Genomic DNA, 16,307 nt, shown 5'->3' with positions numbered 1-16,307 from the left:
TGCTTATAAATCATTCGAAAACCTCAAAGAAAAATTAAATTTTGTCCTGACTAATTTCGGAACAAAATACGACATTAAATTTTGACCATTACTTAATAACCATAAATAGAAAAAGGTTCTGAAAATAATTTTCAGAACCTTTTTCTATTTATCAAAACAACTCTTACTTCAAGATTTGAGCAGCATGCTCTTTTGTTTTTACCTTTTCTATTATTTCCTCAATAATTCCGTTTTCATCAATCACGAATGTTGTTCTATGAATTCCATCGTACTCTTTTCCCATAAATTTTTTAGGACCCCAAACTCCAAATGCTTCAATAACTGATTTATCCTCATCTGCTAAAAGCGGAAAAGGAAGTTCATACTTTTCTTTGAATTTAGTTTGTCGCACTGCCGAGTCAGCACTTACACCAAGTAATGCATAATTATTAGCTTCAAAGCGTGCAAAATTATTTCTTAAATCACATGCTTCAGCAGTACACCCTGGCGTGCTCGCTTTTGGATAAAAGAAAACTACTAATTTTTTACCGGCATAATCTGCCAGCGTATGTGTTTTACCCTCTTGATCTATTCCTGAAAAAGCTGGAGCTTTATCACCTTGTTTTAATGTTATCATTTTTTTTGTTATGGATTATAAGTTCTGACATATCAAATTTCAAAACTGTCTTTTATCTTTTCGAAATTGTCTTTAAGTTAAAAAGTGTTATTTTTACTTTTTCATAAAACTACAAAAATGACCAAGCAAGAACGCGTAACATTTGTTATAAATACGTTAAAAGAACAATATCCGTCGATTCCGATTCCTTTAGACCACAAAGATCCTTACACATTATTGATTGCGGTATTATTGTCAGCTCAATGTACAGATGTTCGCGTGAACCAAATTACGCCTTTACTTTTTGCCAAAGCAGATAATCCTTATGACATGATCAAAATGTCTGTGGAAGAAATAAAGGAAATTATTCGCCCTTGTGGACTTTCACCCATGAAATCCAAAGGAATTCATGGTCTGTCACATATATTGATTGATAAACATGGTGGTAAGGTACCGCAGAGCTTTGAATATCTAGAAGAACTACCTGCTGTAGGTCACAAAACAGCCAGTGTAGTTATGTCACAAGCCTTTGGTGTACCTGCATTTCCTGTAGACACCCATATTCACCGTTTAATGTACCGATGGAATTTAACCAATGGAAAGAATGTACAACAAACAGAAAAAGATGCCAAACGTCTTTTTCCTGAAGAGACTTGGAACGACTTACACTTACAAATGATTTGGTACGGAAGACAATTCTCTCCCGCGCGAGGATGGGATTTGGACAAAGACATTATTACCAAAACAATTGGCCGTAAAACAATACTTGATAGTTATGCTAAAAAATAAAATTCACTTACTTGAGTGATCAAATAAGTGAATTTTATAAAAAAAATAAAAACAATTTTAATTAGAAATAATCTCAAAACTATTTTCTGCACCCTTAATTACAGTTAAGGCTTTTGAATAATTTAATAGAAAAGATACGATTTCTTTTTTAGGTTTCATACCTTTTAAAGCATGATTTTTCTTAGCGTAAATTTTTGCCATAATATAGAGTATTAACATTTATATTATAACGGAAACTTTATTTGAATATTGTCTAATTTGTCAAAACAATTTGATGTTTATCAATAACTTTTCTCAGGTTCATAAGTGCATATCTCATTCTTCCCAATGATGTATTGATACTTACTCCTGTAACCTCAGCAATTTCCTTGAAACTCATATCTTGATACATGCGCATCAATAATACTTCTTTCTGATCCTGCGGAAGTTCTTCAAGTAATTTTCGAACATCCGTTTCTACTTGTTCTGAAATAATTTGATTTTCTATATTAGGTGAGTCGTCAGACATGATAGAGAAGATCGAAAAGCTTTCTGTTTCACGAAACATTGGCATTTTTTTATTTCGTCTAAAATGGTCTATGATTAAATTATGTGCGATACGCATTACCCAAGGTAGAAATTTACCTTCTTCGTTATAAGAATCCTTTTTTAGAGTCTTGATAACTTTAATAAATGTATCTTGAAATATATCGTTTGAAATGTCCGCGTCTGCAATTTTGGAATAGATGAATCCGTATATTCTAGATTGGTGTCTTTTGATTAGTGTTTCCAAGGCTTTTTCATTCCCTGCTACGTAATCTTTAATCAATAAAGCATCTGTGTGTTCTATAGTAGTAGCCATAATAATACTTTTTAGTTTCTTGAAATTTTGTATGATTTTCTAAAAAAGTATTTTTACAGTATAGGCTTTTGCTTTTATTATGTTAATTATTTCAACAAATTTAACACAATTTTATATCAATAACCAACTTAATAATGATAAATATTAATTTTAACTTTCTAATTATATAGTATTGATTCTCTTATTGGTACCAATCGTACTGTTTACGGCATCTGAATAGCTATTCAACTATCTAAAAACTCTTCATTAAAATTCGGAAATGTGATATTTATCAATAGAAAAAAATTAAATAGCATTTTAACCTAATATGAACTGAAGAATATATTAATTATTACGGGTATCGAAATCAATTAATGTAAACGTGCAGACATTTGAATTATGAAGGTCATTATTATATTAAAAATGAAATCAAAAAAAAGTCGCATAACATTCATGCATGGTAAAAGTGATTTCATGTTTTTTATTTATTAAAAAAGTAATGACAAATACTGTAAATTGTCATTAGAGATGACTTATACAAATCCAGAATACCTCATCCTATACAGTAAACCCTCTTATTTTAACCAATTTTATGAATTGTTCACCCCTATTTCTCTGTTTAAAAATGCTTACTTTTGTATAAATTCGAATTTTTTATGCAAGTTGACCTTTCTACATTAGACCCAAAAAAAAATATTATTATTAAAGGTGCTCAAGTACACAACCTAAAAAATGTTGATGTGGCCATACCACGAAACAAGTTGGTAGTGATTACTGGACTCTCGGGCTCCGGAAAATCTAGTTTAGCCTTTGATACCTTGTATGCCGAAGGGCAACGCCGTTATGTAGAGAGTTTATCCTCCTACGCACGACAATTTTTGGGAAGATTGAACAAACCAAAAGTAGAATACATCAAAGGAATTGCCCCAGCCATTGCCATTGAACAAAAGGTAAATACAACTAATGCTCGTTCTACTGTAGGTACTTCTACGGAAATTTATGACTATATAAAACTACTATACGCTCGTATTGGGCGCACGTACTCGCCTATTTCTGGACAAGAAGTGAAGAAAAACACCGTGACTGATGTTGTAAACGCAGTAAAAACGTTTGATTCTGATAGCAAATGGTTGCTTGTTGCCCCCATTTTTCTTGAAAAAGGTCGAAAACTCGAAGACAAACTTAATGCCCTCTTACAACAAGGTTTTGCCCGTGTTTTGATTGATAACGAAATGGTACGTTTGGACGAACTGCCAGCTAAATTAGCTAAAAAAGAAATCCTTTTAATCATAGATAGAATTGTGGTTAAAGACGAGGAAGAGTTCTATAATCGCCTTTCAGACGCTGTTCAAACCGCCTTTTTTGAAGGAAAAGGTATTTGCCATTTGCAAGAAGTTAAAACAAAACAACGTTTTACGTATTCAAACAATTTTGAATTGGATGGAATCACTTTTCTAGAACCAAATGTACATTTATTTAGCTTTAATAATCCATATGGTGCTTGTCCTGTATGTGAAGGATATGGAAACATCATCGGGGTGGATGCTGAATTGGTTATTCCAAATACCTCATTATCTGTGTATGAAAGTGCTATATTTCCATGGCGTGGAGATAGTATGAGTTGGTACAAAGATGAATTAATCAAACATGCTTACAAATTTGACTTCCCTATTCACAAGCCCTTTTTTGAACTTACTAGTGAACAAAAAGAATTAATCTGGACCGGAAACAGCTTTTTTCAAGGACTAAATGATTTTTTTAAAGAATTGGAAGCTAAGAATTACAAAATTCAGAATCGTGTGATGCTTTCTCGTTACCGTGGTAAAACAAAATGTACCGCCTGTAAAGGAAAACGTTTGAGAGTAGAAGCCAATTATGTCAAAATTAACGGCAAAACTGTATCTGAATTGGTGGATTTACCGATTAAGCATTTGGTTGCTTTTTTCGAAAATATTGACCTCGACAAGTACGAAAAACAAATTGCTAAACGATTATTGATCGAAATAAATAACCGACTCTCTTTCTTAACCGAAGTAGGATTGAGTTATTTAACGTTAAATCGAAATTCAGCCACTCTTTCTGGTGGAGAATCACAACGTATTAATTTGGCGACCTCTTTGGGTAGTAGCTTAGTGGGTTCGATGTATATCTTAGATGAACCAAGTATCGGTTTACACCCAAAAGATTCCGAACGCCTGATAAAAGTTTTATTGTCACTACGAGATTTAGGAAACACTGTTATTGTCGTAGAACACGATGAAGACATCATGAAAGCTGCCGATATGATCATTGATATTGGCCCCGAAGCGGGAACATTTGGTGGACATTTGGTCGCTCAAGGAACTTACGAAGAAATTTTAAAATCAACCTCGTTGACGGCTCAATATCTTAATGGCGATCTAGCGATTGAAATTCCGAAAAAACGTCGTCCTTTCAAGAATTTTATCGAAATTATAGGTGCTCGTGAAAATAATTTACAAAATATCAATGTAAAATTCCCACTGGATGTCTTGACTGTTATTACTGGCGTTTCTGGTAGTGGAAAAAGTACGTTGGTAAAGAAAATTCTTTTTCCGGCAATGCAAAAGAAACTGGACAACGCTGGAGAAAAAGCAGGACAATTTACAGAAATCACAGGTTCTTTTTCACATATCAAGCACATTGAATACGTAGATCAAAATCCTATTGGACGTAGTTCGCGTTCCAATCCGGTTACGTACATTAAAGCGTATGACGATATTAGAGATTTATATTCCAAACAAAATTTATCCAAATTACGAGGATACCTTCCCAAACATTTCTCCTTTAACGTGGATGCTGGTCGATGCGAAACTTGCAGCGGTGAAGGAACTATCAATGTCGAAATGGTTTTTATGGCCGATGTACAGTTACCATGTGAAACCTGTGGTGGAAAACGTTTTAAAAAAGAAATTCTCGAAGTACAATTTGAGGGGAAAAATATCCATGATATTTTGACTTTAACCATTGACGATGCAGTTGCTTTTTTTGAAAAAAACAAACAAACCAAAATCACTCAAAAACTAAAACCTCTGCAAGATGTAGGTTTGGGATATGTACAACTAGGCCAATCTTCTTCCACACTTTCTGGTGGGGAAGCACAACGTATCAAACTAGCATCTTTCTTGGTCAAAGGAGCAACCAAAGACAAAGCTTTATTTGTATTTGATGAACCTACAACAGGTTTACACTTTCATGACATCAAGAAACTAATGGCTTCTTTTGATGCTTTAATCGAAAAAGGACATTCTATCTTGGTAATTGAACACAATCTCGATTTGATAAAATGTGCCGATTATATCATAGATTTAGGTCCAGAAGGTGGAGAAAATGGTGGGCAATTATTGGCCGAAGGAACTCCTGAAGAAATTGTAAAAAATAAAAAATCGATTACTGCGAAATATTTAAAAGAAAAATTAAAATTAAAATAAATGAAGTACAAAGCGGTATTTTTTGACCTAGATGGTACATTAGTCAATTCATTACAAGATATTGGACAAGCAACCAATACCGTTTTGACAAATAATAAGTACCCCACTCATAGTTACGAAGCCTATAATTTTTTTGTAGGTAGCGGACTCAGAACAACTGTTGCTAGAGCATTACCCGAAAAAGCCATTACCGAAGTCGAAATTGACCGTTGCTACCAGGAAATGATGGCTATATACAGTAAAGATTGTACACAGTCAACAATTCCATACAACGGAATAGTTGAGTTACTTGATAATTTAAAAGCTAAAGGGTTAAAATTAGCAGTGCTCTCCAACAAATCGGATGTGTTAACAAAAAAAATAGCCTCGGAAATCTTTCCTAATTATTTCGAAATTATACAAGGATTAAGTGTAGAAAATTTAAAGAAGCCTAACCCAACCGTCGCGCTACAAATGGCACAACAGTTAGGTATACAACCAAATGAAATTTTGTATGTTGGTGATAGCGGTGTTGATATGGAAACAGCCGTCAACGCAGAATTTTGTGCTGTTGGTGTTCTATGGGGCTTTCGACCAAAAGAAGAATTAGAAGTCACTGGTGCCCAAAGCTTGATCAGTCATCCTTCTGAAATATTAGCATTGCTATAAAAGTATTTTAGTACACTTAATGGTAGCTCATTTTTTTTTCTTTTCTTCCGAAATAAATCTTTTTCAAAAAGTATTGCTTAATTTTATAAGTCTCACCCTTAAAATGAGTTGACCATGAAAATAGTACTAACTGGCGCTACAGGATATATCGGAAAAAGAATTTTACCCGCCTTAATTGAGGCCGGACATGATGTGATTTGCTGTGTACGTGATGCAAAAAGATTTCATCCACCAGCATCAATCCAAGACAAGATTAGTATAATTGAAATGGATCTTCTAGACCCAAAATCATTAGAAAAAATCCCAAAAGATATTGACGGCGCTTACTATTTGGTTCATTCTATGTCTGCATCTTCAGATTATGAAACGCTAGAACAGCAATCTGCTACTAACTTTTGTGCGGCTTTAGAAAAAACCAATATACAACATGTCGTATATTTAAGCGGAATTGTAAACGAATCTGACTTATCTGCACACCTCTCATCACGCAAAAATGTGGAGGAAATCCTTGCCAAAGGAAAATACCATTTTACCGCATTACGAGCAGGAATAATAATTGGTTCGGGCAGTGCATCATTTGAGATCATTCGAGATTTGGTCGAAAAACTTCCATATATGATTACACCCAAATGGCTATTGACCAAATGCCAACCCATTGGTGTCACAGATGTAATTACCTTCTTGACCAAAACGATTTTTAATCCCAAAACATTTGATCAAAATTTTGACATTGGTGGTCCTGATATTCTTACCTACAAAGAGATGCTACTGGAATTTGCAAATGTTCGGAATTTAAAGCGAACTATCATTATTGTCCCCGTCATGACCCCCAAGCTTTCGTCGTATTGGTTGTATTTTGTAACCTCAACGACTTACAAGTTAGCAACTGCATTGGTTGACAGCATGAAGGTGGAAGTTGTTTGCAGGAATCACGATCTAAATACTATTTTAGAAATTAAGGCTTTAACCTATCGACAAGCCTTAAAAAAGGCCTTTTTGAAGATTGACAGTAATTCTATCGTATCCAGCTGGAAAGATGCCTATGCGAGTAGTGGTAACAACATGTTGATTTCCGACTTTATCAATGTCCCCTCTCATGGATGTTTTATTGATCATAGAGAAAAAGTGATTAAAAACAAACTAGTAACAATCAATAAAATCTGGAGCATTGGTGGAACAAATGGTTGGTATTATGGAAATTGGCTCTGGAAATCTAGAGGCTTTATGGATAAAATTGTTGGTGGCGTGGGTTTGCGACGCGGACGCACAAACATAAACGCACTCAATGTCGGTGATGCTCTCGACTTTTGGCGTATTTTGTATGCGGACAAAGAGGAAGGTAGACTTTTACTCTATGCCGAAATGAAATTACCAGGTGAAGCCTGGCTTGAATTTAAAATTAAAGATAATAAACTAACTCAAACAGCCACCTTTAGACCATTAGGCCTAGCGGGAAGACTATATTGGTATGCTGTTTTACCTTTTCACGGTTTCATATTTAAAGGAATGTTAGACGCACTTACCAAAGAAAACTAATGAATTCCTTGTTAGTCTTTCATGCAGTTCTTACTGTTGTTACTTTCTAATCTTTTTTAACAATCCATCAATCAGTCCGTTGATTTCGGCTGAAATAATAAACTTATAATTTAAATATAAGTATACAACCGTCACAAGCGCTGACTTTAAAGCAATCCCTATTAAAGGATATAAAGGAAATTCCCAGAAATAAAATAGGAAAAAAACTAAGGTTGTTAATCCTATGGAAGACACTGTTTGCTTTGAAAAAGGATACAAATCCATGCGTTTGACTACAAAAAGTAATTTGGCCAAACTATACAGCGTAATAGATAATAAGGTTGCAAATGCAGATCCTATTATTCCGTATCTCGGTATAAAGTACATATTAAGGACTACGGTCAAAAACACCAATAATAGTCCAAGAAACAAGACCATTCGATAATACTTTGAGTTGAAAATAATAGCATTATTATTTCCTAGAATCAAATCAAAATATTTAGAAAGTCCAATCATAAAGACAACTCCAATTCCACCGCTATATTCTTTTGGAACAATTTGATACAATTGATTGATATTGACAAAAATACACAGCATGACAAAACCACCAACAACTTGTAAGTTGATTGACGTTTTTTTGTACAAGCTATTCAGCTCGTCGTGTTTGTCTTCGTGCATTAATTTGGCTGTAATCGGGTACACAATTTGGTGCATTGCTCGACTAGGTACAGAGATTACCAAAGCAATATAAGTTGCCACAGAATAGTAAGCAATATTATCAATTTTCATATATTGATTGAGCATTAACTTATCACCATCCAACAATAGATTGGCAACGCTACCCGATAAAATGATGTAAAAAGTATATTCTAATATCTCTTTGACATTAGCTGGAATTACAAATTGAAAATTAGGATGTTTGATTCGGAATGCATACCACATAGTTATGACCAAGGCAATGAAATAAATCCCTGCAGTCACATATACAAATTCAATTGCCGTAATATATTCATAATAAACGGCTATTGTGGCAAACAAAGAAAATACACGAAGTCCTACTTCTTTAATAAAATTCCCAAAAACAGAGTGCATATGTACTCTTGCCCATGCATAGAAAATCTCAAAATAAGCCATACATATAGCTACAAACGGAATCAACCATATAAACTCTTTGACCACTGTATTTTTCTTGGTTACAAAATAGACAATTGTATCAAAATAGAATAAACCTATTAAACCTATTGGAATACAGAGAAGTATAGGGAATATTACGGTAAAAGACAAGAAACGTTCTCGTTCTTCTTCCGTTTTATACTGAGAATAATATTTGACCAACGTATTTTGCATCCCGATGGCAAACAACGGCATGATGACATTGGCAGCTGATAATACATAATTGGTTACGGCATAGTAGGTGGCACCTAAAAAAATCGGATATAAATACAACGTATTGATAGCTCCTATCCCAAAACCCAAATACGTTATTATGGTATTCTTTAATGACTGATTTAATACTACTCCCATGCTTTATATATGCTTGCCAAGTGGCAATTACGTGCTATTATTGATTCAGAATTGCGACCAATTCTTTCGTTAAGTTTTTTCTTGAATATTTTTGCAAACCAATCCCTTGTGATTGCAGTTTGCCTTCCAAAAACTGATTATAAAAGTTCAAAATTAGTGTTTTTAATTTCTCTTTTTCAGTATATCTCAAAAATACTCCCGTATTGGTTCCTGTTATGATTTCAGCAAAATCAGAATCACGAGGACCTATTGCAATAATTGGGCGATTTGACACCATATATTCAAACAATTTTCCTGGAATGATACTTTTAGTATCTTCAGAATCAATTTCGATAAGTAACAAAACCTGCGACTTTTTTTGGTGGATGATCGCTTGTTCATGCGATACATACCCCAAATTATTCAAATAGTCATTCAATTTATAGTTCGAAATTGTCTCTAATACTTCTTGGCTTACAGCTCCAATTAATTTAATTTCAAGGTTTTTCTGGAAATCAGTAATTTCAGCAACCAACTCTACTAAGGCTTCCCAAAGAATAGCTGGATTTCTTTCCGATAAGAAAGAACCAATATGGGCTAAACTAAATTTTGTATCCAAATCTTGATTCCCAACTGGTTCTGTATCATAACCATTGGTAATGACATCAATAGGACGAGTCGTTATAGCTTGAAATTCGGTTTTGGTTGTCTTACTTGTAACAATAATTCGATCAGCAGAATTCAATACCTGTGATTCTAATTTCTTGTGCTTATTTGCCGCAAATGTAGACAAACGTAAAGATTTATGATAGCCAATAGTAGTCCAAGGATCACGGAAATCTGCAAACCATTTCACTTTTAATTTTTGCTTCAGTGCCATACCAATCAAGTGCAAACTGTGGGGTGGTCCAGAAGTAATTATGATATCAATATTATTATCCTGAATGTATTTTTCTAAATAAGAAATAGAAGGCTTCACCCAATATTTACGCGCATCTGGTATAAACAGATTGCCACGTATCCATAGAAAAACTTTATCCAATATCCCTTGTTTCTTCTTATTGGGAATAATACCCGAACTAATTTTCTTTGTTTTTGTTGTAGAAAAAAAAGCAGCCAATTGGTAGGGCTCAAAAATGGGTTGCTTTAAGATGGTTACCTTTTCTGATACTTCATTAACTAACTTTTGATCCACAATTGGATATGTTGGATTTTCTGGAATATAGACAATTGGTTGTATCCCAAAATCCGGTAAATATTTAACAAATTTTAACCAACGTTGCACACCAGGACCTCCTGCTGGCGGCCAGTAGTAGGTAATAATGAGTACTTTTTTGAAATCCTTATTTTCAGAAATTCCTTTTTCACAAACAGTGTTTTTCATTTTAATTATCCTCTTTGTTCGCAATGATAGAACGCTTTCTTTCAAAATAAACGCCACCCACCAACAATAAGAAAATCAAAGCATAACTGATTAAAGTAATAGTACTTCCGGTTTTGATTACTTGAGGCTCAAATTTGAATTCAATAGTATGCTTACCCGATGGAATCATCATCGCTCTTAGCACATAGTCCACAGGAAAATGATCTGTTAATACACCATCGACATAGGCATTCCAACCTTTTTCATAATAAATCTCAGAAAAAACAGCAAGTCCTTCTTTTGGCGTTTCAGCGGTATATTTTAAATAATTAGGTTTATAAACATTTAACTGAATTGTTCCTGTAGTATCTAAATTACGTTTTAAACGGGCATTTTTAAATTTTGAACCATACTTCTGCATATTGAAAACAGCAGCAGTTTTGGTGTTAAATCCTTCTAACGTTTTCATTTCATCATTGGCTTTATTCACCAATTTCAAGTCATGAACAAACCAAGCATTTCCATATGCATTAGGATTACTTGTTGGAAATTCTTTTCCTTCTTTATCCGTTTGAATCACGTATTTTACGTTCAACATATTCAAGACTTGCATGTTGTTTTTTGAAATTTGATAATCAAATAACTGTTGCATTCTTCTTGGCTTAGCAGCATGATACCCTCCAATTGAATTGTGAAAATAAGAAGTTCTTGCACTCGAAAAATTACCGCTCACCTCAAATACGCGGTAATGTGTTGTATCTTTCAAAATTTCGATATCCGAAGGTGTTTCATGAAAAGGAACGGCAACTTCTCTCCCACTTACAAAATCTTTAGCAGCTACATATCTTTTGTCAACAAAAAATAAGTCAAACACCATGAACAATCCTACTAGAATAATTGCTGTATTTTGAGCCAATTTATTTTTGATCACCAACCAAAATACGCTAGCTACTACTATTATAAAAAATGTAGAACGTAATAAATCTGCACTATATAAACTTCTACGATCAATTTTTAAGGCGTCTACAAAATCAGGCCCATACGATTCCATAAAATAGGCATCGCTACTTCCAGAAAACTGGAAAAACCCCTTACATAAAAATAGTAGTATAACAACGCCTAGTCCTACAGCTGTTGCTTTAACCAAACCTTTTTGTTGTTGTTTTTTATCTAATGTAAAAAAGGATTGTAATCCCATAATTGCTAAAACTGGGAAACACAATTCTAATACAACTTGTATCGAAGAAACGGCTCTAAACTTATTGTATAAAGGTACATAGTCAATACAGAAATCTGTCAACAATGGGAAATTTTTCCCCCACGAAAGAAATAGGGCTACTAAAGCTCCAGAAAAAAAAGCATATTTAATCTTTCTTTCATCAATAAACAAAGCTAAAGCAGCTAGAAAGAAAACCACTACTCCTATATATGCAGGCGCAGCAACGATAGGCTGATCTCCCCAATATGTTGGCATTCCTGAAACGAAATCAGCTGCTTGATTCTCTGGTACTCCTTTGGAAATCATGAACTGATACATATTACTGTCCGTTCCCACGTTTTCATTATTGGAACCACCAAAAAGTCTAGGAGCAATAAGATTAAAACTTTCTGCAATTCCGTAACTATATTCTGTGATGTATTCTCTAGAAAGTGCACTCGAACTGGTATTGGTCGTTCCATCAGGATTGTATGTTAATTCGCTCTTGCCTCTCGTACTAAAATCCGCATATTCTGCCGTAGCCATTAAATTGGTTGCATTGGCCCCAATGGCTAATATCCCAGCAATTAACAAGATACCAAAAGATTGAAACAATGTTTTAGTTTCTTTATTTTTTACAGCCAAATACGTATAATACGCTGAAATAACTAAAGCAAAAATCAGTAAATAATACGTCATCTGAAAGTGATTGGCATTGATTTCCAACGCTGCAGCAAACAAAGTAATCAATCCACCAACAATAAATCGTCGTTGATACACCATGATTAATCCTGCTACTACAAGTGGCATATAGCCAATTGCATGCGCTTTGGCATTGTGTCCAACTCCCAAAATAATAATAAGATAAGTCGAAAAACCAAAAGCAATTGATCCGAAGAAAGCTTTGAGAGGATCAATTTTTAAGACCAAAAGTAAACCGTAGAAACCAAGAAAGTATAAAAACAAATAATCGGCTGGACGAGGTAAAAACCGAATCGCATCATCCAACGCTCCTATATAATCATGTGGATATTTTGCTCCTAATTGGTACGTAGGCATTCCTCCAAAAGCAGAGTCTGTCCAATAGGGTTCGGTATGATCTGAAGCTCTAAAGTCATTTTGCTCTTTGGCCATACCAGTATATTGGGCAATATCCGATTGAAAAATCTGTTTTCCTTGTAGTACCGGGTAGAAGTACACTAAAGAAATAAGTATAAAACCAAAAATGGCAAGAGCGTGCGGATAAAACTTATGTAAAATTTTCAATTGTTGAGCGTATTTATAAGTGGTTAATTCGAAATATTTTAGGCAAATTTAATCTATTTCTTCATAATCAACATAATCACCTACTTTTTTAGTTTCTTTTGGATTTTTGGAGTTAGTAGGTTGGTAGTATATATCATTACTAGACTGCGTTTTATTCCAAGATGTATCTTGTGTTCTTTGTTGCTGTTGATCAAAGTTTGCACCTGCTTTCTCTACTACTTTTTTTAACACTAGAGGCAAAAATAATTTTACCAAAAATTTAAAAACATAGTAAAAAGCTAGTATATAAAATAAGGTTCTAATAAAACCCATAAAAGAAGCTGTTTCCATAATTGATTAATTTTATACAAAATTAGCAAATCCTACGCTCAAAATTAAACTATCAGCCTTAAATTAATGATAAAATATAGTACATTTGAACAGCGCAACACTTGTAAATACTTAAAAACAACCCTATGAACCAGTTGAAAATAGCTCTTTTATTGGCTTTTATAATGGCTCCTTTAACACATTATGGACAATATACAGACGAAATAAACTCCAACAGACCGGGGAAATCCATGTCGGCTTATGCTGTGGGCAAGACTATATTTCAGGTAGAATCTGGAATCTACGGTATTAAGGAAAATCATAGTTTACTTAATTATGAAGCAAAAGGCTTTGGAGTTGACTTAGCCATACGTTATGGTACACTATTGGAACAATTAGAGTTTATTGCCGAATTGCAATATCAAAATGAATCATTTTTACAGGAAACCATTACTACAAATAAATCAGCTCTTAAACAAACCATTTTTGGAGCTAAATATTTGATTTATGACCCCTACAAGGAGTACAAGAAAAAAATAAATATTCACAGCTGGAAAGCGAACCATTCCTTTAATTGGCATCAACTAGTCCCTGCTGTTTCAATCTATGCAGGAGCGAATGTTATTTTTTCTAACAATCCCTATTCTTTTTCACCTGATGGTAGTGTATCTCCTAAAATCATGTTGATCACCCAAAATCAATTTGGAGACGGAAGATGGGTTTTTGTAACCAATACCATTGCAGACTATTTGACAACAGCATATCCTAGTTACGGCTATGTACTTACCTTGACTCGAGGCTTCAATAAACAATGGTCTGGATTTGTTGAAAACCAAGGATACAAAAGCAATTTTTATAGTGATGCTATTGTACGTGGTGGTGCAGCCTATTTGATTAATAGGAACATGCAAGTTGATGCGTCGATAAGCACTAGTTTAAAAACTACTCCTTCCATCCTTTACGGAGGCATTGGTTTTTCCTGGAGATATGATGCCAACTATGAGGATGTCGTTATTAAAGTAGATCGCAAAAGCACAAAAAAATCAAACTACAAGTCAGATAAGAAAGCAACTAGGAAAGCTGCAAAACAAGCTAAAAAAAGATAATTCAAAATAATCTACACATATACTACATGATTACCATACAAGAAGCAAAAACGAAGAAAGAACTAACTGCCTATATTAAATTTCCATTTGAGTTATACAAAGACAATGAATTTTGGGTACCTCCTATCATCGTAGACGAACTAGATACCTTTGACAAAACTCAAAACCCCGCTTTCAATAATGCCGAAGCATACTTTTATGTAGCCCTCCGAGACAACAAAATAGTAGGTCGTATTGCAGCTATTATTAACTGGGAGGAAGTCAACAATCAACAAAAAAAGAAAGTCCGTTTTGGGTGGTTTGACGTCATCAACGATATAGAAGTAACCAAAGTACTGCTCGAAAAAGTATATGAACTAGGACGAAAAAACAATTTAGAGTATGTAGAAGGGCCAATGGGATTCTCGAACTTAGATAAAGTTGGTGTCCAAACTGAAGGTTTTGATCAACTAGGGACTATGATTACTTGGTACAATCACCCGTATTATGCGACTCATTTTGAAAAATTGGGCTACGTAATGGAAAAGGAATATATCGAAAGTAAATTCCCTTTTGAAAACGTAAAACTCGAATATTTTGACAAAGCACAAGAATTAGTCAAAAGAAGATATCAATTGAAGGAGCTAAACTTTACAAAAACCAAAGATGTTTTACCCTACGTTGATAAAATGTTTGATTTATTCAATACATCCTATGCTAGTTTATCGTCTTTTGTTGCTATTACAGATATCCAAAAAGAATATTTTAAGAAAAAATACATTAGTTTTATTAATCCAGAATACATCAAGTTTGTAGAAGACAAAGACCACAATCTCGTAGCTTTTGCTATTGTAATGCCAAGCTTTTCTAAGGCACTGCAAAAAGCAGATGGCAAACTGTTCCCCTTTGGATTTCTGCACTTAATGAATGCAAGAAACAACAGTAAAGACGTTACTTTTTACCTGATCGGGGTACATCCAGATTACCAAAGTAAAGGGGCACATGCCATTATATTCAAAGAATACCACACTACTTTTACAAAAAAAGGCATTAAAAACTGTATCCGTACGCCCGAATTGGCAGATAATCATGCGATACACGCCATATGGAAAAACTTCGATCCAAAAATCACTTGCCGAAGAAAAACATTTAAAAAAGATCTTTAAAAAAATGAATCCATTTTAGAACAAACATAAAAAATCCATTAGCTTAGCTAATGGATTTTCGATTTATAATTTACTTCAAAAAGTTATTCCATACAATCAATTTTATTGTACACTACATTTCCATCAAATTTTATTTTATTTTTATCTTTAAACGCTACCTTACCGTTCATCTCTACAGTATTCCCAAATCCTTCTACTAGCGTATTAGAATCTTTTTTAAGAAAGGCAACCTCCCTTATACTCGTTTTACCTTCGGACTGAAAAGTATAATCAGCAAAAATAGTATCCCCTTTTACATTCCCCAAAATTGTTCCAAAGTTTTTATCTTTTTGAGCGTAGGAATAATCCAACTCCCCCGTGAATTCGTTAATACTATTGATATCTACAGTCAGATTTATAGTATCTTTTTCAATTATCGCTTGGTAACATTCTTTACTAGTAGTTTCCATTGGAGCTGGTAATGGAGCAATCACAACATCCTCTTTTTTATTTTTCATACAAGAGGACAAAGCAGCTATAATTATAACGTTACAAAATAAGATTACAGTTTTCATGGTTATTTTTTTTATGGTTACTATCAATACAAAGTTATCTAGAAACC

At 33.9% G+C, this 16,307-nt stretch carries 14 protein-coding genes; 6 read left to right on the top strand and 8 right to left on the bottom strand.

The genetic code is table 11. The features are described from left to right. Positions 1 to 163: 163 nt before the first annotated feature. On the bottom strand, positions 164 to 616 hold the full coding sequence (gene bcp / locus M2326_RS10085; protein WP_264619441.1) for a thioredoxin-dependent thiol peroxidase: 453 nt from the start codon (positions 614 to 616) through the stop codon (positions 164 to 166). Between the two features lie 117 nt (positions 617 to 733). On the opposite strand from bcp, the gene M2326_RS10080 reads away from it, so the two are divergent. After that, positions 734 to 1,384, top strand: coding sequence for an endonuclease III domain-containing protein (locus M2326_RS10080; RefSeq protein ID WP_264619440.1), 651 nt, complete (start codon positions 734 to 736; stop codon positions 1,382 to 1,384). 57 nt (positions 1,385 to 1,441) lie between these two features. Here M2326_RS10080 and M2326_RS10075 read toward each other — a convergent pair whose 3' ends face one another. Then, positions 1,442 to 1,585: a hypothetical protein gene (locus M2326_RS10075; protein WP_264619439.1), complete on the bottom strand. Its 144-nt coding sequence runs from the start codon at positions 1,583 to 1,585 to the stop codon at positions 1,442 to 1,444. A 52-nt stretch (positions 1,586 to 1,637) separates the two neighbouring features. Then, positions 1,638 to 2,225 (bottom strand): RNA polymerase sigma factor, encoded by a 588-nt coding sequence (locus M2326_RS10070; protein ID WP_264619438.1) that lies wholly within the window; start codon positions 2,223 to 2,225, stop codon positions 1,638 to 1,640. Positions 2,226 to 2,860: 635 nt separating this feature from the next. On the opposite strand from M2326_RS10070, the gene uvrA reads away from it, so the two are divergent. From uvrA to M2326_RS10055, 3 genes are all read left to right on the top strand, one after another. After that, complete coding sequence (gene uvrA / locus M2326_RS10065) at positions 2,861 to 5,653, top strand: excinuclease ABC subunit UvrA (protein ID WP_264619437.1); 2,793 nt, start codon at positions 2,861 to 2,863, stop codon at positions 5,651 to 5,653. Next, positions 5,654 to 6,301 carry an HAD family hydrolase gene (locus M2326_RS10060; protein WP_264619436.1) on the top strand — a complete coding sequence of 216 codons (648 nt, stop codon included), beginning with the start codon at positions 5,654 to 5,656 and terminating at the stop codon, positions 6,299 to 6,301. Between the two features lie 114 nt (positions 6,302 to 6,415). Next, the gene (locus M2326_RS10055) at positions 6,416 to 7,837 is read left to right on the top strand and encodes an SDR family oxidoreductase (protein WP_264619435.1); all 1,422 of its coding nucleotides are present in this window, start codon (positions 6,416 to 6,418) and stop codon (positions 7,835 to 7,837) included. Positions 7,838 to 7,876: 39 nt separating this feature from the next. Here the strand turns inward: M2326_RS10055 and M2326_RS10050 are convergent, their stop codons facing one another. The 4 genes from M2326_RS10050 to M2326_RS10035 are packed head-to-tail and all read right to left on the bottom strand — an operon-like array spanning position 7,877 to position 13,476. Beyond that, positions 7,877 to 9,340: a lipopolysaccharide biosynthesis protein gene (locus tag M2326_RS10050; protein WP_264619434.1), complete on the bottom strand. Its 1,464-nt coding sequence runs from the start codon at positions 9,338 to 9,340 to the stop codon at positions 7,877 to 7,879. A 37-nt stretch (positions 9,341 to 9,377) separates the two neighbouring features. Further along, positions 9,378 to 10,703, bottom strand: coding sequence for a glycosyltransferase family 4 protein (locus M2326_RS10045; RefSeq protein ID WP_264619433.1), 1,326 nt, complete (start codon positions 10,701 to 10,703; stop codon positions 9,378 to 9,380). Between the two features lies 1 nt (position 10,704). Beyond that, complete coding sequence (locus M2326_RS10040; RefSeq protein WP_264619432.1) at positions 10,705 to 13,146, bottom strand: YfhO family protein; 2,442 nt, start codon at positions 13,144 to 13,146, stop codon at positions 10,705 to 10,707. Between the two features lie 48 nt (positions 13,147 to 13,194). Then, positions 13,195 to 13,476, bottom strand: coding sequence for a DUF4834 family protein (locus M2326_RS10035; protein WP_264619431.1), 282 nt, complete (start codon positions 13,474 to 13,476; stop codon positions 13,195 to 13,197). A 125-nt stretch (positions 13,477 to 13,601) separates the two neighbouring features. Here M2326_RS10035 and M2326_RS10030 point away from each other — a divergent pair, with 125 nt between their 5' ends. Continuing rightward, positions 13,602 to 14,561, top strand: a complete 960-nt coding sequence (locus M2326_RS10030) for a transporter (protein ID WP_264619430.1) — start codon at positions 13,602 to 13,604, stop codon at positions 14,559 to 14,561. Between the two features lie 26 nt (positions 14,562 to 14,587). Next, on the top strand, positions 14,588 to 15,706 hold the full coding sequence (locus M2326_RS10025) for a GTP cyclohydrolase (protein ID WP_264619429.1): 1,119 nt from the start codon (positions 14,588 to 14,590) through the stop codon (positions 15,704 to 15,706). 83 nt (positions 15,707 to 15,789) lie between these two features. Here M2326_RS10025 and M2326_RS10020 read toward each other — a convergent pair whose 3' ends face one another. Beyond that, on the bottom strand, positions 15,790 to 16,260 hold the full coding sequence (locus tag M2326_RS10020) for a hypothetical protein (RefSeq protein ID WP_264619428.1): 471 nt from the start codon (positions 16,258 to 16,260) through the stop codon (positions 15,790 to 15,792). Positions 16,261 to 16,307: the final 47 nt, after the last annotated feature.

The organism is Flavobacterium psychraerolatum, from assembly GCF_025960985.1.
Classification (GTDB): domain Bacteria; phylum Bacteroidota; class Bacteroidia; order Flavobacteriales; family Flavobacteriaceae; genus Flavobacterium.
The sequence above is the reverse complement of the archived record's forward strand: the minus strand, read 5'-3'. Positions and strand labels throughout refer to the sequence as shown.

Excerpts from the sequence above, each read along its gene's own strand:
- M2326_RS10075 (WP_264619439.1), bottom strand. The coding sequence starts at position 1,585 with ATGGCAAAAATTTACGCTAAGAAAAATCATGCTTTAAAAGGTATGAAA.
- uvrA (WP_264619437.1), top strand. The coding sequence starts at position 2,861 with ATGCAAGTTGACCTTTCTACATTAGACCCAAAAAAAAATATTATTATT.
- bcp (WP_264619441.1), bottom strand. The coding sequence starts at position 616 with ATGATAACATTAAAACAAGGTGATAAAGCTCCAGCTTTTTCAGGAATA.
- M2326_RS10030 (WP_264619430.1), top strand. The coding sequence starts at position 13,602 with ATGAACCAGTTGAAAATAGCTCTTTTATTGGCTTTTATAATGGCTCCT.
- M2326_RS10050 (WP_264619434.1), bottom strand. The coding sequence starts at position 9,340 with ATGGGAGTAGTATTAAATCAGTCATTAAAGAATACCATAATAACGTAT.
- M2326_RS10070 (WP_264619438.1), bottom strand. The coding sequence starts at position 2,225 with ATGGCTACTACTATAGAACACACAGATGCTTTATTGATTAAAGATTAC.
- M2326_RS10055 (WP_264619435.1), top strand. The coding sequence starts at position 6,416 with ATGAAAATAGTACTAACTGGCGCTACAGGATATATCGGAAAAAGAATT.
- M2326_RS10035 (WP_264619431.1), bottom strand. The coding sequence starts at position 13,476 with ATGGAAACAGCTTCTTTTATGGGTTTTATTAGAACCTTATTTTATATA.
- M2326_RS10025 (WP_264619429.1), top strand. The coding sequence starts at position 14,588 with ATGATTACCATACAAGAAGCAAAAACGAAGAAAGAACTAACTGCCTAT.
- M2326_RS10060 (WP_264619436.1), top strand. The coding sequence starts at position 5,654 with ATGAAGTACAAAGCGGTATTTTTTGACCTAGATGGTACATTAGTCAAT.
- M2326_RS10045 (WP_264619433.1), bottom strand. The coding sequence starts at position 10,703 with ATGAAAAACACTGTTTGTGAAAAAGGAATTTCTGAAAATAAGGATTTC.
- M2326_RS10080 (WP_264619440.1), top strand. The coding sequence starts at position 734 with ATGACCAAGCAAGAACGCGTAACATTTGTTATAAATACGTTAAAAGAA.
- M2326_RS10020 (WP_264619428.1), bottom strand. The coding sequence starts at position 16,260 with ATGAAAACTGTAATCTTATTTTGTAACGTTATAATTATAGCTGCTTTG.